This window comes from Bradyrhizobium sp. MI1.7 (genome assembly GCF_055811795.1).
The window spans coordinates 21,837-42,770 of record NZ_JBVVPO010000007.1; the positions used below are offsets into that span (position 1 = coordinate 21,837).

At 64.0% G+C, this 20,934-nt stretch carries 18 protein-coding genes; 8 read left to right on the plus strand and 10 right to left on the minus strand.

The features are described from left to right. Positions 1-124: 124 nt before the first annotated feature. Positions 125-1,018, minus strand: a complete 894-nt coding sequence (locus tag AC0L3X_RS09580; protein WP_166342404.1) for a LysR family transcriptional regulator — start codon at positions 1,016-1,018, stop codon at positions 125-127. A gap of 103 nt (positions 1,019-1,121) precedes the next feature. On the opposite strand from AC0L3X_RS09580, the gene AC0L3X_RS09585 reads away from it, so the two are divergent. Beyond that, positions 1,122-2,105, plus strand: coding sequence for an aldo/keto reductase (locus AC0L3X_RS09585; RefSeq protein ID WP_473316379.1), 984 nt, complete (start codon positions 1,122-1,124; stop codon positions 2,103-2,105). Between the two features lie 288 nt (positions 2,106-2,393). Next, positions 2,394-2,624 carry a hypothetical protein gene (locus AC0L3X_RS09590; protein ID WP_014494328.1) on the plus strand — a complete coding sequence of 77 codons (231 nt, stop codon included), beginning with the start codon at positions 2,394-2,396 and terminating at the stop codon, positions 2,622-2,624. Positions 2,625-2,668: 44 nt separating this feature from the next. On the opposite strand, the gene AC0L3X_RS09595 is transcribed toward AC0L3X_RS09590, so the two are convergent. Beyond that, complete coding sequence (locus tag AC0L3X_RS09595; protein ID WP_346283366.1) at positions 2,669-3,661, minus strand: zinc-dependent alcohol dehydrogenase family protein; 993 nt, start codon at positions 3,659-3,661, stop codon at positions 2,669-2,671. A gap of 103 nt (positions 3,662-3,764) precedes the next feature. Here AC0L3X_RS09595 and AC0L3X_RS09600 point away from each other — a divergent pair, with 103 nt between their 5' ends. Next, entirely contained in the window at positions 3,765-4,613 is an 849-nt protein-coding gene (locus AC0L3X_RS09600) for a LysR family transcriptional regulator (protein WP_166353227.1), read from the plus strand. Positions 4,614-4,682: 69 nt separating this feature from the next. On the opposite strand, the gene AC0L3X_RS09605 is transcribed toward AC0L3X_RS09600, so the two are convergent. From AC0L3X_RS09605 to AC0L3X_RS09615, 3 genes are read right to left on the minus strand one after another with little or no spacing between them, the layout of a single operon-like run. Next, a complete protein-coding gene (locus AC0L3X_RS09605) occupies positions 4,683-5,084 on the minus strand; it encodes a nuclear transport factor 2 family protein (protein WP_038944930.1) in 402 nt (133 codons plus the stop codon). A 21-nt stretch (positions 5,085-5,105) separates the two neighbouring features. After that, complete coding sequence (mddA, locus tag AC0L3X_RS09610; protein ID WP_207794761.1) at positions 5,106-5,888, minus strand: methanethiol S-methyltransferase; 783 nt, start codon at positions 5,886-5,888, stop codon at positions 5,106-5,108. A 50-nt stretch (positions 5,889-5,938) separates the two neighbouring features. Then, a complete protein-coding gene (locus tag AC0L3X_RS09615; protein WP_166340950.1) occupies positions 5,939-6,202 on the minus strand; it encodes a hypothetical protein in 264 nt (87 codons plus the stop codon). A 152-nt stretch (positions 6,203-6,354) separates the two neighbouring features. Here AC0L3X_RS09615 and AC0L3X_RS09620 point away from each other — a divergent pair, with 152 nt between their 5' ends. Together AC0L3X_RS09620 and AC0L3X_RS09625 are read left to right on the plus strand one after the other, a co-directional pair. Further along, positions 6,355-7,971 (plus strand): bifunctional AfsR/SARP family transcriptional regulator/alpha/beta hydrolase, encoded by a 1,617-nt coding sequence (locus tag AC0L3X_RS09620; RefSeq protein ID WP_354096242.1) that lies wholly within the window; start codon positions 6,355-6,357, stop codon positions 7,969-7,971. A gap of 1,079 nt (positions 7,972-9,050) precedes the next feature. After that, positions 9,051-11,513, plus strand: coding sequence for a putative bifunctional diguanylate cyclase/phosphodiesterase (locus AC0L3X_RS09625; RefSeq protein ID WP_283016912.1), 2,463 nt, complete (start codon positions 9,051-9,053; stop codon positions 11,511-11,513). Here the strand turns inward: AC0L3X_RS09625 and AC0L3X_RS09630 are convergent. The 3 genes from AC0L3X_RS09630 to thrS all read right to left on the minus strand — a co-directional run bounded on the left by AC0L3X_RS09630 (position 11,499) and on the right by thrS (position 15,524). Next, on the minus strand, positions 11,499-12,761 hold the full coding sequence (locus tag AC0L3X_RS09630) for a serine hydrolase domain-containing protein (RefSeq protein ID WP_166342401.1): 1,263 nt from the start codon (positions 12,759-12,761) through the stop codon (positions 11,499-11,501). The genes AC0L3X_RS09625 and AC0L3X_RS09630 overlap by 15 nt on opposite strands. Before the next feature lie 63 nt (positions 12,762-12,824). After that, a complete protein-coding gene (locus AC0L3X_RS09635; protein WP_028154760.1) occupies positions 12,825-13,388 on the minus strand; it encodes a nitroreductase family protein in 564 nt (187 codons plus the stop codon). 93 nt (positions 13,389-13,481) lie between these two features. After that, entirely contained in the window at positions 13,482-15,524 is a 2,043-nt protein-coding gene (thrS, locus tag AC0L3X_RS09640) for a threonine--tRNA ligase (RefSeq protein WP_166342400.1), read from the minus strand. Between the two features lie 185 nt (positions 15,525-15,709). Between thrS and AC0L3X_RS09645 the strand changes: the two genes are divergently transcribed. Beyond that, positions 15,710-16,885 carry an MFS transporter gene (locus AC0L3X_RS09645; RefSeq protein WP_283016911.1) on the plus strand — a complete coding sequence of 392 codons (1,176 nt, stop codon included), beginning with the start codon at positions 15,710-15,712 and terminating at the stop codon, positions 16,883-16,885. 91 nt (positions 16,886-16,976) lie between these two features. Next, on the plus strand, positions 16,977-17,354 hold the full coding sequence (locus tag AC0L3X_RS09650; RefSeq protein ID WP_028150242.1) for a hypothetical protein: 378 nt from the start codon (positions 16,977-16,979) through the stop codon (positions 17,352-17,354). Between the two features lie 60 nt (positions 17,355-17,414). Here AC0L3X_RS09650 and AC0L3X_RS09655 read toward each other — a convergent pair whose 3' ends face one another. Together AC0L3X_RS09655 and AC0L3X_RS09660 are read right to left on the minus strand one after the other, a co-directional pair. Further along, positions 17,415-17,741, minus strand: coding sequence for a GrlR family regulatory protein (locus AC0L3X_RS09655; RefSeq protein ID WP_166342398.1), 327 nt, complete (start codon positions 17,739-17,741; stop codon positions 17,415-17,417). 168 nt (positions 17,742-17,909) lie between these two features. After that, the gene (locus AC0L3X_RS09660; protein ID WP_166342397.1) at positions 17,910-19,235 is read right to left on the minus strand and encodes an alpha/beta hydrolase; all 1,326 of its coding nucleotides are present in this window, start codon (positions 19,233-19,235) and stop codon (positions 17,910-17,912) included. Between the two features lie 329 nt (positions 19,236-19,564). On the opposite strand from AC0L3X_RS09660, the gene AC0L3X_RS09665 reads away from it, so the two are divergent. Then, the gene (locus tag AC0L3X_RS09665) at positions 19,565-20,932 is read left to right on the plus strand and encodes an APC family permease (protein WP_283016910.1); all 1,368 of its coding nucleotides are present in this window, start codon (positions 19,565-19,567) and stop codon (positions 20,930-20,932) included. The last annotated feature ends 2 nt before the right edge of the window (positions 20,933-20,934 follow it).

Sequence of the window (20,934 nt, forward strand, 5' to 3'; positions counted from 1 at the left end):
GGCCCGGCGTGGTCCCCCCCCCTCCTCCCCGCCCCCCATAAAACATACACCCGCCCCCCGCCCTATTTTTTTTCTTGTTTCGGGGGCGGGCCCCCAAACCCCCGAGGAGGAGGGCCGCGCCCCGTCACTTCCGATAGCGCAGCGCCTCCACCAGCACGGCGAACGCCGGCGTCGGCTGCCGACGGCTCGGATAATACAGGTGATAGCCCGCAAACGGTGCGCACCAGTCGGCGAGCACGCGGATCAGCCGGCCGTCGGCGATCTCGCGCTTCACGAGATCGTCGGGGATATAGGCAAGACCAAGCCCCGCCAGCACGGCATTCATCCTGAGCAGGCCGGTGTTGAGCACGAGCTGGCCGTCGACCCGCACCTTCATCGCGCGGCCGCGCTTCTCGAACTCCCAGGCATAGATCCCGCCATAGGTCGGCAGGCGGAGGTTGATGCAATTATGCTCGGTGAGATCCTGCGGCAGCTTCGGCTTGCCCCGCGCGGCGAAATAGGCGGGCGCGCCGACCACGGCCATGCGCATCTCCGGCCCGATCCGCACCGCGATCATGTCCCTGGCGACCTGCTCGCCGAGGCGCACGCCGGCGTCGTAGCGCTCGGCGACGATATCGGTCAGGCCATAGTCGACGACGAGCTCGACCTTGATATCGGGGTAGCGCGGCAGCAGCTTTGCGACCGCCGGCCACAGCACCGTCTGTGCGGCGTGCTCGCCGGTGGTGATGCGGATGGTGCCCGCCGGCGTCTCGCGGAGCGCGGTCAGCGCCGACAGCTCTGCGTCGATCTCCGCAAAGCGCGGCCCGACATTGCGGAGCAGACGTTCGCCCGCTTCCGTTGGCGCGACGCTGCGGGTGGTGCGGGTGAGCAGCCGCAGGCCGAGCCGTTCCTCCAGGCCGCGCACAGTGTGGCTGAGCGCCGACTGTGACACACCGAGCTGGGCTGCCGCGCGGGTAAAGCTGCGCTCGCGCGCGACCGCAAGGAAGGCCAGGAGGTCATTGACGTTGGTGCGGGTCATTCATGAATCCATCTCATCAGTACATACCGATTTTATCATCTAATCGCAGGCCGGTGCGTGGCCTAAATTCGCTGCCGAACATGAACCTCAGGGAGAGCTGACGATGCAGATGCGAACATTGGGCAAGAGCGGCCTCGAGGTCTCGGCCCTCGGCCTCGGCTGCATGGGCCTGAGCTACGGTTATGGCCCGGCGACCGAGACGTCGCAGGCGATCGCACTGATCAGGACCGCCGTCGCGCGCGGTGTGACCTTCTTCGACACCGCCGAGGCCTATGGGCCCTTTGCCAACGAGGAGCTGCTCGGCGAGGCGCTTCAGCCATTCCGCGACAAGGTCGTGATCGCCACCAAGTTCGGCTTCAAGGGCGGCAAGGTCGAGGCCGGGCTCGACAGCCGGCCCGCCAACGTCAAGGCGGTGGCGGAGGCTGCGCTGAAGCGGCTCAAGACCGATCGCATCGATCTGTTCTACCAGCACCGCGTCGATCCCGACGTGCCGGTCGAGGAGACCGCGGGCGCGGTCAAGGACCTGATCCAGGCCGGCAAGGTGCTGCATTTTGGCCTGTCGGAAGCGGGCGCGCAGACCATTCGCCGCGCCCATGCGGTGCAGCCCGTGACCGCATTGCAAAGCGAGTATTCGCTGTGGTGGCGCGAGCCGGAGCAGGAGATCCTGCCGACGCTGGAAGAGCTCGGCATCGGCTTCGTTCCGTTCAGCCCGCTCGGCAAGGGCTTTCTGACCGGCGCGATCACCGAGAGCACGACGTTCGATGCGAGCGACTTCCGCAACATCGTGCCGCGCTTCTCATCCAGCGCACGCAAATCCAATCAGACCCTCGTCGATCTGCTCGGCGAGATCGCCGCAATGAAGAAAGCGACTCCGGCGCAGATCGCGTTGGCCTGGCTGCTCGCGCAGAAGCCGTGGATCGTGCCGATCCCCGGCACCACCAAGCTGCACCGGCTCGAGGAAAATCTTGGCGCGGCTGCGGTGACGCTGTCGGACGCGGACCTCACTGCAATTGCAGGGGGGCTGTCCAAGGTAGCCGTGCAGGGCGACCGCTATCCTGCGCATCTCCAGGCGCGAGTCGGCCGCTGAGCTGCGGCGTGAATGCCCGGTGAGCGTTCGCTTACCGGGCATACGCGTCTTGTGTTCCGACTTGAATACCTTTGCCAGCGCTACCAAGCAGCGTTGCAAGCAGCGTTGCAAGCAGCGTTGAAGGAATCGATTAACACCGCCAGCACAGGCTTATTCCGCAAGCGTCGCGACTTCGTCATAGCCGGTGGAAGATACGGATTTCCGATAATCAATTTTATTCTCTTTCCGTCCTGCTGCGCTATATGTCGGGCATCCGTCTAACGGGGGAGGCCGGAGCAGGCGCATCCCTTGCGAGACAGGCAGAAGCAGGGGACCAAGCCCGTCGGCATGTTTGAAGTGATCATCACCAGGCGTAAGCGGTTTGGCTGGCGATGGCAGGTGTGCCAGTCCGGCAAGATATTTGCCGATGGCTTCGAGCGCACCCGGCCGTCCGCCAAATATCATGGCGAGCGCGCACTGTTCTTCCTGTTGTCGCAGGCTTACTTGCGCAACCGCTCCGCGGCGGCCAGCGAGGACTAGCGGCGGGTGCAGCAGACAGCTCCATCCGGGCTACGAGCCTCACCTCAGATGTCGACGACCAGCTTGCCCTTGGCGGCGTGATCCCGGATCAGAGCGTAGGCATCGCCAACACTCTCCAGCGTGAAGCGCCTTGCATCGACCAGCGGCGCGAGCTTGCCGGCTTCAACCAGGCGCGTTGCCTCCGCCATGATCTCACCGTGATGCGCGCGGCCTTCGCCGGATAGCAGCGGCAGCAGCGTGAACACACCGGAATAGCTGGCGGCGCGGAACGACAGCGGCGCAAGCGCGTGTGTGCCCCAGCCCAGCGCGCTCACCACATGGCCAAAACGGCGCACGGCTTCGAAGGATGCATCGAGCACCTTGCCGCCGACGGTGTCGTAGACGATGTCGAAGCCGCGGCCGCCGGTATGCTCTGCAACGTAAGCTTCGATCGCAGTGTCGCGTTCGATGAATGTCGCGCCAAAGCCTTCGATGGTGGCGCGCTGCGCTGCCGAGCCGGTCGCGAACACGTCTGCTCCGATGGCGCGCGCGATCTGGATCGCGACATGGCCGACGCCGCCGGCACCGCCATGAATCAACACCTTCTGGCCGGCCTTCAGCGCCGCGCGATCGATCAGGCCTTCCCAGGCCGTGATGAAGATCAGCGGCAGGGCGGCCGCTTCGCGCATGCTGAGATTGGCGGGCTTGGGCGCCAGCAGGTCGGCATCGACCGCGGCGAACTCGGCGAGCGATCCCGGCACGCCGCCGACGCCGCCGGTCATGCCATAGACCTCGTCGCCCGGCTTGAACCGCGTCACGTCGCGCCCGGTCTGCTCGACCACGCCGGCGAGATCGATTCCGAGAATGGCGGGCAGCGGATGACGCGCATGCGCCGCCGCACCGGCATGGATCTTTGTGTCGAGCGGATTGACCCCGCTCGCACGTACCCGCACCAGCACCTCGCGCGGGCCGACTTCGGGCGTGGAGACGGTTGAGAGGCGCAGCGGCGCGTTGTGGGTCTCCAGGATCGCAGCCCGCATCGTCGATTGTCTCGTCATGATCGTCTTGCTCCGTTGTCGGCCTCCAATATGCTCATGAAATTTTGCATGAGAAGGAACAAGAATGTACGATGATCGTGCATTTCTGTATGGGGTCATTTCGATGGACTGGAGCGATCTGCGCATCTTCCTGGCGATTGCGCGCGAAGGCACACTCGGAGCTGCCGCGCGCAAGATCGGCCAGACCCAGCCGACGATGGGGCGGCGGCTTCGCGCGCTCGAAACCGCGCTGGGACAAACGCTGTTCCAGCGCACCGCCGATGGTTTTGTGCTGACCGACGAGGGCGCCGCCGTGCTGCGCCACGCCGAGCGGATCGAGGAGGAGGCGCTCGCGCTTCAGCGCCACGCCTCGGGTGCGGAGACGCAGCTCGACGGCATGCTGCGGCTGTCGTCGTCGGACTGGTTCGGCACGGTGATGCTGTCGCCGGTGATCGCCGCCTTCGGCAAGCGCCATCCCAAGGTGATCGTCGAGCTCCTGACCGATGCGCGCCTCTATAGCCTGCCGCGGCGCGAGGCCGATCTCGTCTTCCGCATCAAGCCGTTCAGCGAGCCCGAGGTAATATCGAGAAAGCTGCTCCACATTCCCTACGCGCTGTATGGCAGGAAGGGCAGCAAGCCGCCGCGCGCCGGCGACGGAAGCGGCGCCCGTGTCGTCACCATGAATGCCGAATTCGCCGACATGCCAGATGCGATCTGGTTGAAGCGCACGCTGCCGAATGCGGAGATCGCCTCGCGCAGCAACAACCGCCAGGCGCAGGCGGAGCTGTGTGCCGGCGGCGGCGGGTTCGCCGTGCTGCCACGCCCCCTCGGCGACCGCGATCGCCGTCTCGTCGCGCTCGACATCGGCGCAACGCCGCCCGGCCGCGACACGTTTGTCGGCTATCACCGCGATCTCAGGCGTCTGGCGCGCCTGCGCGCGCTGCTCGATCTCGTGATCGAACGGTTGGCATGACGGCCTGCAGGGTGGATTAGCCTTTCGGCCGTGCGAAGCTCAGTCGACAGGCGTAACTCACCCTACGGACTAGATTCGCTCGAAACAATCGTAGTTGCGAATCCTGAAGATCAGCCCGTCACGGAATTCGAAGAACTGCGCAAAACGGGCGCGCATAGTGTCGCCGGGAGCAAGCTTGCCGACGCCGACCGCCAGTGTTGCAGTCCAGATCGTCTCCATCACCACGCAATTGCCTGACGCAAGGGCGTTGACGATTTCGAACGATTGCGAGGCAAGGATGTAACGGGATCTGTCGTAAGACGCTCGCAAGTTGATGAAATCGCGCACTGCGCCCTGCGGCAGGAGAAGGTTTGGAAATTCCTCCTGCACGATATCATCGGCATAAAAGGCCTCGACGGTCTGGCGGGGCTTCGCCGCGGCGACTGCCGCGACGAAGGCTTTTGCACGATCGATCAAATCCTGTCCGGTCACGATGGTGCCTTTCCAATCTGTTCAGAAAAGGCCCGGCAACAGCATCGCGACGCGCTCCCGATACTTTCGGTACTCGTCGCCGAAGAGCGCCACCAGATCGCGCTCCTCGAGCCAGATGCCGACGAAGATATAGGTCGTTGTCACTGATGCGAATATCAGGTGTCCGAGCGTCATCACCGGTGTCGACCAGAAGGCGATGATGAACCCCAGATAGATCGGGTGGCGGATGAGGCGATACAGGCCCGGCGACTTGAACTTGACGGGCGCGGTGAGCCGGCCGGCGAAATGGCTGATAACCTGTGTCAAGCCGAACAGTTCGAAATGGCTGATGAGGAATGTGCTGTAGAGCACAATCAGCCAGCCCAGGAACTCGCCCGCAATCACGAGCCCGGCCAAGGCGGGAGACTCGATGTTCCAGATGACCGTCGGAATCGGTTGCCATTGCCAGAACAGCAGCAAGAGCGTCAGGCTTGCCAGCAGCACGTAGCTGGAGCGCTCGATGACCGGCGAAGCGAAGCGCGCGAACAGCCGCTTGAACCCCTGCCGCGCCATGCCGCTATGCTGAACCGCGAAGGTCGATAGCAACAGCAGATTGATGGCGAGCGCGTTGGTTAGCGAGGTCGGCGCGCCGGTGTCGATGGTCTTGGGCACGATATATTGCGTGACGAAGCCGATGGCATAGAGGAACGTGCCCAGAAAGATCAAATAGGCACTGGTCCCGTAGACGAGGGCCGCGGACTTCATCGCCAGCGCGAAGGGGCGAGTGGGTGCTGTACCTGGCCCGTTTTGAATCGTGATAGACATCATCTTCTCCTGGTCTTTGGCGAGGATCGAATTGAACTGATGTGGTCGTCTCACGCCTGCCAGAAGCGGCTCCATCGAGACCGTGCAGCGCGTTCGATGAGGTCATCGAACGGGCCGCGATAGAGACCCACATCCTTCAACGCCCGGTCGTCCAGCGGGCGCAGGGCGACGAGCGCCGCCCGGCGCTCGTGATGGGCAATGGCGGCGGCGATCCAACCGTTCAGCAGGCGCCGGAACCTCGCGAGAAGCAGCGGAATGCCTCGGCGCCCGAAGGGCGCCGCGAGGCTTGATGTGGATAGGGAAATCAGGGTCACGTGTTTGTGCCTTTTCAAATGTGCGCCGGGTAGCGCGTTGTCTCCTTTCTAGAGGACGGCGGTGAGCGGCTCGTCAGGGCAGGCGTGAAAAAACCGTCAAAAACGCGGTCGAGGCTGCTAGAATTGCGCCATTTGATGCCGAGAGGGTGGGAATGCCGCGGTTGACCTTGCTTGGTTCGTTTTCCATGGACCGGGGCGGGCCGGTCACCTTGCGCAACAAGAAGGCGCAGGCCCTCGTGGCATTTCTGGCCATGAACCCTGGGGTCGTCCATGTTCGTGAGCGGCTTGCGGCGTTGCTCTGGCCCGACAGTCACGAGGACGCTGCGCGACAAAGCTTGCGCCAATGCATCAGCATGCTGCGACATGATTGCGCCGAGCTGCCGCTGTCCGCCGATCACGACCTGCTTGGCTTCGATATCGGCGCCGTCACGACCGACGTCGTCGAATTCAAGGATGCAGTATCCGATCCGTCCATCGCCAATTTGAAACGTGCAGCGGAGTTGTATCGCGGCCCCTTTCTCGAGGGACTGAACGCGCGGTCCGATCTTTTCGACGAGTGGTTATTGGGCGAGCGGACCCGATTGCGCGCCGTCGCCACCTCTGCCTTCCATACGCTGCTGCGGGAATTACAGCTTATCGGCGCACGGGAGGAGGCGATCGCGTTGGCGCTCCGTTTGTTGGCGATCGATCCGTTGCAGGAAGAGGTGGATTGCGCCTTGATGCGGCTCTACTCCGAGCAGGGGCAGACCGCGTTGGCGTTGCGGCAATACAAGCGCTGCGAGGCGATCCTGCGCAAAGAGCTCAACGTCGAGCCGGATCAGGAGACGAGGGCGCTCTACCAGCAACTCCTGCGACATCGGTCGCAGCATCGGGTGCCGCCCGGGGATGTGGCCGCCGCTGAGCCGGCGGCTTCGCCGAGGCAGCTCAAGCAGAACGTTCGAACCTGCACCGCGCGCGACGGGGTGCGCATCGCCTATGCGTCGGTCGGCGCCGGGCCGCCGCTGGTGAAAGCCGCCAATTGGCTCAATCATCTGGAATTCGACTTTGCGAGCCCGGTCTGGCAGCACTGGATCGAGGCGTTGAGCCGCGACAACACGTTCCTGCGCTACGACGAACGCGGTACGGGCTTGTCGGACTGGGATGTCTTCGACATCTCCTTCGACGCCTTCGTGCGTGATCTCGAGACGGTCGTCGATGCGGCGGGGCTCGAACGTTTTCCCCTGCTTGGCATTTCTCAGGGCTGCGCGATCTCGATAGCCTACGCCGTGAAGCACCCGGAGCGTGTCAGTCATCTCGTTCTTTATGGCGGATACGCAAAGGGTTGGCGCCATCAGGACCCGTCAAACGTGGCCCGCCGGGAGGCATTGACAACTCTGGTCCTCGAGGGGTGGGGGCAAGAAAGTCCGGTGTTTCGCCAGATATTCACGTCCCTCTTCATTCCTGAAGCAAATGCCGAGCAGGCGCAGTGGTTCAACGATCTGCAGCGGATTACGACGTCGCCGCAGAACGCCTTCAAGCTTACGAATATCTTCGGCGAAATCGATGTGCGGCATCTGCTGCAGGATGTACGAACGCCGACCCTGGTGTTGCACGCTCGTGCCGACGCGAGCGTAAAGTTCACGGAGGGGCAGGAACTCGCTGCTCGGATTAAAGGCGCAACATTCGTTCCGCTCGAGAGCCCCAATCATATCTTGCTGGGGACCGAGCCGGCCTGGTCGGTATTTCTGGACAGTGTAAGAAGATTTCTCGCGCCCGATCGCTGTCGGTGATCGTGCTTATCGAGTTTTGCCCGACGGGCAAAACACCGAACTCAGGGCAGAACGCTGTCAATCGCCTTCAACGAAAATAATTCGCTTTATAAGAATTCGGAAACGGCGTATGTGTTGCCTCACTTCGGCCCAAGGAAGAGGGGCGTATCGCGATCGTCACGAACGCGGGCCGGGCGGCGGTGGACGTGGGCCACACTGGTGCGAAGGTGATCGCAGGGCGGGCAGCCGTGAGCGAAGCACGTCGCACGCACGACCGGTGTGATCCACGTACGGCCAGATCGTGTCGTCCTGGCGCCCGGGGTCTGTGCGCCAAGTCTTGTGGTGGTGCGTGTTGCCCAACCGGGCGCGCGCATCAGCCATCCGCAAGGCGACGGGGGCAATAGTGCATCGCTCCCCGGGGAGAGCACGACATACGCCGTTCCAACCACTGCGCAGGGAAGGCCGGGATGTCCTGGCTACACCTGTATGCCGCGGTGCAGACTTCTCACTACAACTCCGCACAGTGGACCTCGGGTGCCAGCGGGCTCCCGGTCTTCCCTGCGCCCTCTTTCATTCGAGGGTGAGGCGATCAGGCAAAGCTCGGGCGAAATGCGCCGCGAGGATGCGAGCCCATGTCAGTCACTCAACGACGCTCTCGTGCTCCGGACGCTGCGCAGCACGAAGTGATGCGCTGCAGAGCCGGGGCCCATGCGTCAGTGTGTTGTGTCATCTGCTGGGTCCCGGCTCTGCACCGCACCGCTACGCGCTGCGTCGCGTCCGGGACTCGAGAGAGGCGGGCGCGGCTCCTGCGCACTCCGTCATTGCGAGCGCAGCGAAGCGATCCAGAATCTTTCCGCGGCGGCAGTCTGGATCGCTTCGCTGCGCTCGCAATGACGAGGATGAAGCAGCTGTGCAGCATAACTTCACTCTCACGCGCACGCATCGCATTTTAGGCAACCGTCATAGTCTCTAACGCGCACTAACCAACACCTGACTTAAAACTGTCATAATCGCCGAATGGAACCCGCGGCTGCGTCCTTTTTACACGGCATTAAGCGCGGCTGCATTGGATGCGCGGGGAAAGTGCGTTGGGGACTGCAATGACTGCCGCGAAGAAGATGCCGGGAAAACCGGCCGCCGAAATGTTTGACGACATCCCGGTGCTTCAACGCAAATGGCGTGCCGCGTTGAAGCCGGGCGAACGGCTGCCGCGCTATGAGGACGTGATGCTTGGGAGCCTCGGACGGCTCGCCGACCACATCGCGCTGCTGAAGAACGATGGCGCGCTCGAATTGTCGCGCAGCGGGCGTTACGTGCAGAAATGGCTCGGCGAGGAGCGCTGGGATATCCCGGTCGCCGAGCTCTCGCCCGATTGCGCCACGGCGCTGTCGGAAGCTGTGGCGAGCGCGCTCGAGAACGGACGTCCGCACCAGGCCAGCGCGCATTGCGTGCGCGACGGCATGGTCCGGACCTACGATGTGCTGGCGCTGCCGACCGCCTCCCGCTGGGGCGCCACGCTGGTTGGCGCCTACATCAACGAGCGCGGCGCGCAATACAATCTCTTGGACGCGATCTTCTCGTCGACCGATGACGCCGTGGTTTCGCTGGCGACGCTGCGCGATGCCGCAGGCAAGCCGTTCGATCTCCAGATCGTGCATCACAACAAGAGCGCCGGTGCGCTGCTGAAGGTCGCGAGCGCGGGCCTGTTGTGGCGGCGGATCGGCGAGGGGAACACGCTATTGGCCGCGCCCGAAATCATGGACTTCCTGCTCAAGGTCGTCTCCGGCGGCCGCGGCGAGCAGCTCGAGATCGAAGACGACGGACGTTACCTTCGGCTCAGTGCCACCGCCTTCGCCGATCTGGTCTCGCTGACGATCTCCGACGTCACCGCGTTGAAGCGGCGCGACGCATCGTTTCGCCTGCTGTTCGACAACAACCCGATGCCGATGTGGGTGTTCGAGGCACAGACCAAGGAATTCCTCAGCGTCAACGATGCCGCGGTCCAGCATTACGGCTACAGCCGCGCCACCTTCCTGCGGATGAAGCTGCACGAGATCTGGCCCGAGGACGAGTGGGACAGCCACGCCGAGGCGCTCGAACGCATCGGCGACACCTATCATTCCTCGCGCAACTGGCGCCATTTGTGTGCCGACGGCAGCGAGATCGAGGTGCTCACTTTCGGCCGCCGCGTCGCCTTCGACGATCGCGACGGCTATCTGGTCGCGGTGGTCGACATCACGGAGCGGCGCAAGGCCGAGGCGCGGATCGCCCACATGGCGCACCATGACGGGCTCACCGATCTGCCGAACCGCGAACATTTCCAGCAGTGCTTGAAGCAGGCGCTCGACCAGGCCGGCGGAAAACGGGTCGGCGTGCTCTATATCGATCTCGACCTGTTCAAGAACATCAATGATTCCTTCGGGCATCCGGTGGGGGATCGCCTGCTGAAGCAAGTTGCCGAACGCCTCACCACCGCGGTCCGCGGCGGCAATCTCGCGGCCCGGCTTGGCGGCGACGAGTTCGCCGTGATTCTGGCAGCCGACGTCTCGCCGAACGAAGCCAGCGCCTGCGCGACCTTGCTGATCGACATGCTGAAGGCGCCCTACGATCTCGACGGCCAGGAGATGGTGATCGGCGCCAGCATCGGCATCGCGCTGTCGCCCGGCGACGGCACGACGTCGGAGGAGCTGATGCGCAATGCCGACATGGCGCTGTACCGGGCGAAGTCCGACGGCGGCGGCGTGCACCATTTCTTCGAGCGCGAGATGGACCTCCAGGCGCAGAAGCGCCGCGACATGGAGCTCGATCTGCGCCGCGCTTTCGCCAATGGCGAGTTCGAGCTGCACTACCAGCCGCTGGTGTCGATCGCGTCCGACCGCATCTCCGGCTTTGAATCGCTCTTGCGCTGGCGTCATCCCGACAAGGGCATGATCTCGCCGGCGGAATTCATTCCGGTCGCCGAAGACATCGGCCTCATCACCCAGCTCGGCGAGTGGGTGCTACGCGAGGCCTGCGCGGAGGCGGTGAAATGGCCTGTCGACGTCAAGGTCGCAGTCAATCTGTCGCCGGCGCAATTCCGCAGCCGCAACCTGGTCCAGGTCGTGATTTCCGCGCTTGCGCAGTCCGGCCTGTCGCCGAAGCGGCTCGAGCTCGAGATCACCGAGTCGATCTTCCTGGCAGAGACCGATGCCAATCTCGCCATCCTGCATCAATTGCGCGAGCTCGGCGTCAGCATCTCCATGGATGATTTCGGCACCGGCTATTCCAGCCTGAGCTATCTCCGTAGCTTCCCGTTCGACAAGATCAAGATCGACCGTTCGTTTGTGAAGGATCTGGCGCAGCGGCCCGATTGCGTCGCGATCGTGCGCGCCATTTCGGGGCTTGGCCGCAGCCTCAACATCACCACGACGGCTGAAGGCGTCGAGACCGAGGATCAGCTCGACTGGCTGCGCGCCGAAGGCTGCAACGAGGTGCAAGGGTTTCTGTTCAGCGCGGCGCGGCCCGCCGCCGAGATCGCAAGGCTGCTGGCCGATTTCGGCCAGCGCGCCTCACGGGCGGCGTAGTCCTTCAGGATAGCAGCCGTAGACCAGTTCCTTGAAGGCGGGCGTGATGCGGCTGCGCTCGTTCTGGGTCTGCTGCATCAAGAGGTAGACCATGTCGAGCTTGGGATCGACGCCGAAATAGGTGCCGCTTCCTGAGTCCCATTTCAATTCGCCGATCGATCCGGCCGGTGGCGGCTTCGCATTGCCGGGATCGGTGCGTACACCGATGCCGTAGCCATAGCCAAAACCGTCGCCCGGGAAATAGAAATAGTCGCGCCCCACGCCGGAGCCGGGCCCGACGTGATCGGTCGTCATGGCCTTGAACACGGCGGGGCTGAGGTAACGCTTGCCCTCGAACTCGCCGCCATTGAGCAGCATCTGCGAGAAGCGCTGATAGTCGGTGATGGTCGAGAGCAGCCCGCCGCCGCCGGATTCCCATTCGGGATGGTCGAGGCGGTCGCGCTCGCCGGCGAGCAGGACCGGGTCGCTCGGCAGCGGCCGCGCCATCCGGGCGCGCTCCTCCGGCGTTTTCAGCACGAATTTGGTGCTGTTCATTCCGAGCGGATCGAGAATGCGCTGCTTGAGGAATTCATACAGCGTCTGGCCCGAGATGATCTCGATGACGGCGCCGAGCACGTCGGTGGAATGGCCGTAGCGCCACAGCGTTCCGGGCTGGCGCGTGAGCGGCAGCTTGGCGATGCGGTCGGCGAATTGCCTGTTGTTGAAGGGCCCCTCGAAAATATTGGCGGCCTGGTAAACCTGCATCACCCATGGGGCGCCGATATAGTCGTAGCTGATGCCCGAGGTCTGCCGCAGCAGATCCTCGATGTTGACAGGACGGATCGACGGCTCGAGTTCGACCTTCGAGGTGCCCTCCGGCTCCACGCCCACTTTGGTGTCGGCGAAGAGCGGGACGTATTTCGACACGGGGTCGGTGAGCGCGAGCCTGCCCTCGTCGATCAGCATCATCGCGCCGAGACACGTGATCGGCTTGGTCATTGAGTGGATGGCGAAGATCGTATCCGGCGTCATGGCGAGGCCGGTCCTGGTGTCGCGCACGCCGAAGTTCTTGAGGTAGACCGGCTTGCCGTGCTGCTGCACCAGGACCACCGCGCCCGGCAGGCGGCCAAGCGTCACCTCGTTGTCAAAATAGGCGGTGATGCGGTCGAGCCCGTCAGCCGACGGAGTAGGGATGTTGGTGGCGGCGCTGCCTCGCCCCATCGTGCCGGCCAGCAGCGCGGCCCCGACCAGAAATTCACGACGCTTCATCCGGGCTTCCTCCCTCGCCGGGATCAAAGCCGCAAGACGCTGGAGGCGTCAACAATACATCGATTAAAAACGCGTCACGATTTCCGAAAGGAACGGTCGCGGACGGTCTTCGCTGGGCTTGGTCGGCGTGCCGATATGGACGAGGCCGGCGAGCTTTTCGTCCGGCTTGAGGCCGAGGCCGTCCAGCACGTCGCGATCGAAGGCGAACCAGCCGGTCAGCCAGCAGGCGCCGTAGCCGAGCGCGGTCGCGGCCGTGACAATGTTCATGACGCTGGCGCCGGCCGACAATTCCTGCTCGAACGCCGGCACCTTCGGATGCGGCTTGGTGAAGCTGACGATACCGATCACCAGCGGCGCGTCGGTGAGGCGTTTGCGCTCGGTCTCGATGTTCGCCGCCGGTGCGTCCGGATTCTTGCGGGCAAAGACCGTCGCGATGACCTCGCCGGCCCGCTCGCGGGCGTCACCCTCGAAAATGATGAAGCGCCAGGGCGCGAGCTTGCCGTGGTCGGGCACGCGCGCACCGATGGTGAGGATGGTTTCGAGCTCGGCGGGGGAGGGGCCGGGCCCGGTCATCTCGCGCGGCTTGACCGAGCGACGGGTTTTCAGGAGTTCGATGGCGTCGGGCACTGCGATGTCCTCTTCGGCTGGTCGTCGGGCGTGCCATGCCGAGATAAGCATGCACGCCCGCAACCGAAAGCGAGTTTAGATCGATTTCAGGGATCAGGCCGCCTCGCGCGCCCGCCGGACGTCCGGTGGGGTGGCCTCGTCGACGAGGGCGGCGAGCGCCTCCACCGTCGTCATCACCTTCTGGCCTTCGCTGCCGAGCCGGCGGACGGAGACCGACTGCGTCTCGGCCTCCTTCTTCCCGCACACGAGCAGCGCCGGAATCTTGGCCAGCGAGTGCTCGCGGACCTTGTAGTTGATCTTCTCGTTGCGCAGGTCGATCTCGGCCCGGAGCCCCGCGCGCCGGACCTGTTCCAGCACCTGCTTGGCATACTCGTCGGCCTCCGAGGTGATGGTGGTGACCACCACCTGCACCGGGGACAGCCAGAGCGGGAAGTTGCCGGCATAGTGTTCGATCAGGATGCCGATGAAGCGCTCCATCGAGCCGCAGATCGCGCGATGCACCATCACCGGCGCCTTCTTGCCGCTGTCATGGTCGATGTAGAACGCGCCGAACCGCTCCGGCAGGTTGAAGTCGACCTGCGTGGTGCCGCACTGCCAGTCGCGGCCGATGGCGTCGCGCAGCACATATTCGAACTTCGGCCCGTAGAAGGCGCCTTCGCCCGGATTGATCTCGGTCTTGATGTGATTGTTCTGCGACTGGATCTCGCGCAGCACCGTCGCCATCACGCGCTCGGCGTGATCCCACATCGCATCGGTGCCGACGCGCTTCTCGGGCCGGGTCGAGAGCTTCACCGTGAGATCGCCGGTGAAACCGAAATCGGCATAGGTCGACAGAATGAGATCGTTGATCTTGAGGCACTCGTCGGCGAGCTGATCTTCCATGCAGAAGACGTGCGCGTCGTCCTGAGTGAAGCCGCGCACACGCATCAGGCCATGCATGGCGCCGGAGGGCTCATAGCGATGCACCACGCCGAACTCGGCGAGGCGCAACGGCAGGTCGCGGTAGCTCTTCAGGCCGTGCTTGAAGATCTGCACGTGGCCGGGGCAGTTCATCGGCTTCAGCGCAAACCAGCGCTTGTCTTCGGCCTCGTCACCGGCGGACTGCGCCGCGAACATGTTCTCGCGATACCAGCCCCAATGGCCCGAGGTCTCCCACAAGGACTTGTCGAGGATCTGCGGCGCATTGACCTCGCTGTAGTCGCCGGCGAGGCGCCGGCGCATATAGGCGATCAGCTGCTGGAAGATGGTCCAGCCCTTGGCGTGCCAGAACACGACGCCCGGACCTTCTTCCTGGAAGTGGAAGAGGTCGAGCTCGCGCCCGAGCTTGCGATGGTCGCGCTTTTCGGCTTCCTCGATCTGCTTCAGATAAGCGTCGAGGTCCTCCTGCTTCGCGAACGCCGTGCCGTAGATGCGGGTCAGCATCGGGTTGTTGCTGTCGCCGCGCCAATAGGCGCCGGCCACCTTCATCAGCTTGAAGGCGTTGCCGACCTTGCCGGTCGAGGTCATGTGCGGGCCGCGACAGAGATCGAACCAGTCGCCCTGGTAGTAGATCTTGATCGGCTCGTTGCCGGGAATGGCGTCGACCAGCTCGACCTTGAACGCCTCGCCCTTGTCGCGGAACACCTGCTTGGTCTTCTCGCGGTCCCAGACTTCCTTGGTGAAAGGTTTGTCGCGCGCGATGATCTCGCGCATCTTCTTCTCGATTGCGGCAAAATCTTCCGGCGTGAACGGCTCGTTGCGGAAGAAGTCGTAGTAGAAGCCGTTCTCGATCACGGGACCGATGGTGACTTGCGTGCCGGGCCACAGCGTCTGCACGGCTTCCGCGAGCACGTGGGCGCAGTCGTGGCGGATCAGCTCGAGCGCGCGCGGATCGTCGCGGTTGATCAGCTCGATCTTGGCATCGGCTTCGATGGGATCGTCGAGGTCGGCGACCTCGCCGTCGAGCGCCATCGCGACCGTGCGCTTGGCCAGCGACGGCGAAATGCCCTTGGCGATCTCGAGGCCGGTGATGCTCTTGGCGTATTCGCGCCGGGCGCCGTCGGGGAAGGTGAGGGTGATCTTTTCGGGCGGGGTCACGGGTCTCAGATTGCTGAGGCTGTATTGAAAGCCGGATTCGGATTTGGGCTGGTCGGTCATGCTTTTCTCCTGAGGCTCACTCCTGCGAACGAGCGCAGGTAAGCGGGAACGAGCGATATATCAGGCGATTCGGCCTGTGCAATCCGGCATTTCCAAGAAAGTCGCGCGCAAAAGCTTGGGCGATACTCCAACTATTTCGCAACGCGCCCTTTAACTGGTCGCAGGCCTGCTCTACATGCATTTGCATGGAAAATCCGCCCGCCGCCGGCCGTTTCACCGCAACCGCCCTGATGCTCGGCAATCTCGTCACCGGCTGCTCGGTGCTGGCACCGGCGGGGATGCTGCCGGAATTGGCAACGGGGCTCGACGTCAGCATTCACGCGGCCGGGCTGCTGATCACCTTCGGTGCGGTCACGCTATGCATCGGCTCGCCGCTGACGGCTTGGCTCACCAGCCGCATCGACCGCAGGACGCTGCTCGCGACGACACTGGCGGTGCTGGCGCTGGGCAATCTCGCTTCGGCCTTTGCGCCCGATTACACGAGCCTCCTCATCATTCGCCTGCTGATGCTGGCGGTCGGCGCGCTCTACACGCCGCAGGCTGCGGGCACGGCGGCGCTGATCGTGCCGGTGAAGCGGCGGGGCAGCACCATCGCCTACATCTTTCTCGGCTGGTCGTTAGCTGCGGCCGTCGGTCTCCCGCTGATCACTTTCATCGCCAGCCGCTACGGCTGGCGCGCGGCCTATGGCGGGATCGGCGCGCTCGGTTGCATCAGCTTCCTGTTGTTGCTGCTGCGCCTGCCGGCGGGCCTGAAGGGCACGCCTGTTGACCTGAAGACCTGGAGCGCGGTCGGCCGCAGCAGGACGATCCTGCTGCTGCTTGCGATCACGATGCTGCAAATGTCCGGGCAGTTCGTGGTGTTCACCTTCATGGGTCCGCTGCTCAAGAAGCTGACCGAGGCGAGCCCGGATGCAATCGGCATGGTGTTCGGCATCTACGGCGTTTGCAGTTTCCTCGGCGTCGTCATCGCGACCCGCATCGTCGACACCTGGGGGCCTTATCGGACGTCGCTGCTGTTCACCTGCCTGCTGTTTGCGGGCATCACCGGCTGGGCGCTCGGTGCGGGGAGCCTGGTGTTCATGGCGTTCGCGGTCGCGATCTGGGGCCTCGGCTTTGCCTCAACCAATTCGATGCAGCAAGTGCGGCTGGTCGCGGCTGCGCCGCCGCTCGCATCGGCGACCGTCGCGCTCAACACCTCCGTCCTCTATGTCGGCCAGGCTGTCGGCTCCGCCATCGGCGGGCTGCTGTTCGCCCGCGAACTGCTGCATCCGCTTGGTTTCGTCGCGGTCGGCTTCGTCGTCCTGGCGCTGATCCTCGTGGTTCTGACCCGACCCCGGCCGGCTGCTGCCACCACGGCCTGAAGGGTGCGTTTTCCTATGCGCAAGGTGCTTGGCAAACCACGCGCGGGAGCGCTAGAAGGCGAGGCATGGGGACCAAAGAGAGTTGACTGACATGAGGATGATTCTGGCGGTTGCCGCGGTGCTCTATTCAGCCTCCGCGTTTGCACAAACCGACAAGCCACCCATGGTGGGGGACAAGCCGCTGGTGCAGGTCACGCCCAAGGGGACCAAAGAGGCCGCGGCCAAGCCGGCCGCTGCGCCGAAGGGCAAACCGCAGTCGATTGCGGCCCGGCTCCAGGCCTGCCTCGACCTCGATGACGGCACCAAGGACCGCCTCAACTGCTACGACGCCGTGATCGCGCCGCAGCCGAAGCCGAAACCGGCGAAGGCCAAGGGTTACGCCGATTGCCGCTTCTTCAAGGAAGAGGACGAGCGGCTGGCCTGCTTCAACGGCTTCGCCGAGAGCATTCCGAAGCTGCCCAAGACCTGAACATCAAGACCTGACCATCAATACCTGAAGATCAAGAGCCGAGGTCTGGAAGCCGGACGGCTAGTCGCTGATCCGGCTGAGCACGGCCCTGAACGCAACGCCCGGCACCTGCAGCGCGGTGCCTTCGAATTCCGCCGTGTCGCCGTCCTCACGGCCGGCCAGCGTCAGCGTGATCCTGTCGTGCCCGAACAGCGGCTTGAAGGACGGATCGTCGTTGTAGCGCTGGGTCGAAATCTTGACCTTGATGCTGTCGCCCTCCCCGACGGAGGTCCCGATGAAAGCGAAGGCGGAATTGCCGCCGCGCATCTTGCCATCCGTCACATAGACGACGCCGCAGCCGGTTCCATGAACCGTGTGGAAGTCGACCTTATACAGTCCCTGACGCACCGTCTGTCCCCGCAGAATTCAAGCTAAAACTTGGCCGGCAAATTATGAGCGTTGCCAGCGGAAGCAATCCGGTGGCTCCCGGGGATGTCGGCCATCAACATCACATTTTGATCAAAGCCTGCGGCAATTGCGGGCAGCGCGGCCAAATGCCGGCGCGCGCAATATCGGCTAGCGGCTCGATGCGGCCGGATTGGTGGACGCAACGCGCGTCAGCGCCAACGACGGCGTCGCCGACATCTTCACGAGCACGTCCTTGAGCGGGTCCCGGGTCCAGGCGCGCGTCACATAATCACGATGCGTGATGCCGTCGCCGGTTTCGACGAACACCACGCTGCCGGGACGGAGCGGCCCGTCCATGTCCTCGGAGACGCTGATGCCCTTTTGCCGCAACATGCTCATCAGCTCGCGGTCGCGCCGCGCGGTGTAGCGGGTGTAGGAGCTGACGAAGAAGCCGGAGCGGTGGCTCTCGATCCAGGAGGCGAACTTGTCCATTTCGCCGTAGACGGCATCGAGCAGGACGACGCCGCGGACGCGGTCGCTGATGCCGCCGACCTCGAGGCTCCAGGCCGTCGGCAGGAAGCCGCCGCTATAGCCGACGATCACGATCGGCATGTTGGCGAAGGCGCGGGCGTTGTTGGGATCGCCGGTGAGCCGGGCCAGATGGGCCGCCGACTCTTCCATGAAGCGCTTGAGGCCGCCCGCCTGCCAGAACTTGCCGGCGCTGGAATCGGCGGCATCGACCGCCATCTGCGGCGCCAGCAGGATGGCGTTGGCGCCGGAATCGGTGACCTGCTGCGGTACGAGTTGGCGGTCGCGCACGTCGCGCTCCAGCGTTGCGCCGTTGCCGTGGAAGAACACCACGATCACGCCGGGCTTGCGCACGTCGAAATGCTCGGGCACGTGCATCAGCACGCGGCTGTCGCTGTAAGTCTCGTCCTGCCAGTAGACGCGCCCGGAATAGCTGCGGTGGCCGCGGCGATCGCCCTTGGAGATGTTGAGGAACGGCGCGTCGGAGGCGGGGTTGTTGCCGAAATAGGGGAAGGCCGACGATTTCATGCTGACGAGTGTCGTCAGGTCTTCACGTGCCGGACGCTGGTAGGGGATTTGCGGTGCGAGTGAGGCGACCTTGTACGGCGCCTGCTCCGGCTGAGGCTGCTGCTGGACGGCGCGTTTGGGCGAGAAGTCCGACATCTGCCGTTGCAGAAGACTCTCGCTCGCCGACGGGAAGCGCTCCTTGAATTGCGGGGCGGGGAAGCGATCCTCGAACGTGTCGCTGCTTGCGACCTGAGGATTGGTCTTCGCGACGATTTGGACGTTGGCCTGCGAGTTCGCCGCGAGCGCCGCCGGGTTGGGGGCCCTGCCGCATTGAACCAGCGTGAGCGACAGCGGCACCAAGGCTGAGGCCAGCGCGATCCGGCGCGCACCACTGCGCGCGCCGGACAGCGTCCGATCAGCACGAATGTCAGCTCTCAATTTCGGAGCGGCCCCGACCATCCACCCATGACCCCAAGTCATGTCCACAAGCCCAGCGGCAATATTCAAGCTAATTGAGCCGACTGGCGTTTAGGCGACGTTAAGTGTCCGGAGAAACTTCCCCAAATCCGGAATGCTCAAGGGGACCATGCAATCGTGTCCTGATTGTGGGGGTGCAAAACGGGATTCTCAGGTGTTTACGGAGCTTTGTTGCCCAGGATCGTGCACAAAAGGTGCCGCAATACCGATTCCATGCGCCTCATTTAACCCTTGTTAACCCTGCTTGAATTGACTGGACCAGACTGCACGATGCTCTCCACGACACGTGACGCCTGAGGTTGAGGACCCCGATGACGGCATCAGATGCGGGACCCGCGCCCTGGACTGGCCGGCTGACGGGGAGCGGGCCGGGGGTCTCCGTTCTGGTCGCAACCGCCATCGTCGTTGCCGACATGATCGGGGTCGGCGTCTTCACCAGCCTCGGCTTCCAGGTCAAGGACATCCCGTCCGGCTTCTCGATCCTGTTGCTATGGACCATCGGCGGCATCGTCGCGCTGTGCGGGGTGTTCTCCTACAGCGAGCTCGGCGCCATGTTTCCGCGCTCGAGCGGCGAGTACAATTTCCTCGGCCGCGCCTATCATCCCGCCTTCGGCTTTCTCGCCGGCTGGGTCTCGGCGACAGTTGGCTTCGCAGCGCCTGTCGCGCTTGCGGCGATGGCGTTCGGCGAATACGCGAAATCGGTCGTTCCCGATCTGCCGCCGATCCCGCTCGCCATCGGCGTGGTGTGGCTGGTCTCGATCGTGCAATTGACCGGCGTCAGGCACTCATCGACCTTCCAGCTGATCTCGACCATCCTCAAGGTCGTGCTGATCGTCGCCTTCCTGCTCGCCGGCTTCGTCATCGGCACGCCGCAGCCGATTGCCTTCACGCCGCAGCCGGGTGATCTCGCGCATATCGTCAGCGCGCCCTTCGCGATCGGGCTCGTCTTCGTGATGTACTCGTTCTCGGGCTGGAATGCCGCGACCTACATCATCGGCGAGATGAACATGCCGCAACGCGATCTGCCGCGCGCGCTGCTCGCGGGCACGCTGATCGTGCTCGTCCTGTACGTCGCGCTGAATGCGGTGTTTCTCTACTCGACGCCGGTCAGTGCGCTGGCCGGCCAGCTCGACGTTGCCAGCGTCGCGGGCAGCGCGATCTTCGGCAGCCTCGGCGGCCGGATCGTCGGTGCGATGATCTGCGTCGGCCTGATCTCCTCGATCAGCGCGATGATGTGGATCGGCCCGCGCGTGATGATGACGATGGGCGAAGACATTCCGGCCCTGCGCGTGTTCTCGAAGCGATCGGTGAGCGGCGCGCCCGCCTATGCCATCCTGTTTCAGCTTGCCGTCGCCAATCTGCTGTTGTTCACGCGCAGCTTCGAGGCGGTGCTCGACTTCATCCAGTTCGCGCTGTTGTTCTGTTCGTTCTTCACGGTCGCCGGCGTCGTCAAGCTGCGCATCACCGATCCCGACCTGCCGCGGCCCTATCGCGCCTGGGGATACCCGTTCACGCCGCTCGTTTTCCTGCTCGTGACCGCGTTCATGATGTACTACCTGTTGACCGAGCGGCCGCTGCAGTCGCTGGCGGGGATGCTCCTCATGCTCTCGGGCCTGTTGATCTATGCTGTTTTCCGCAGGCGGCCGGTCGCCGCTGGTACGTCATCACACCGCGAATAGAC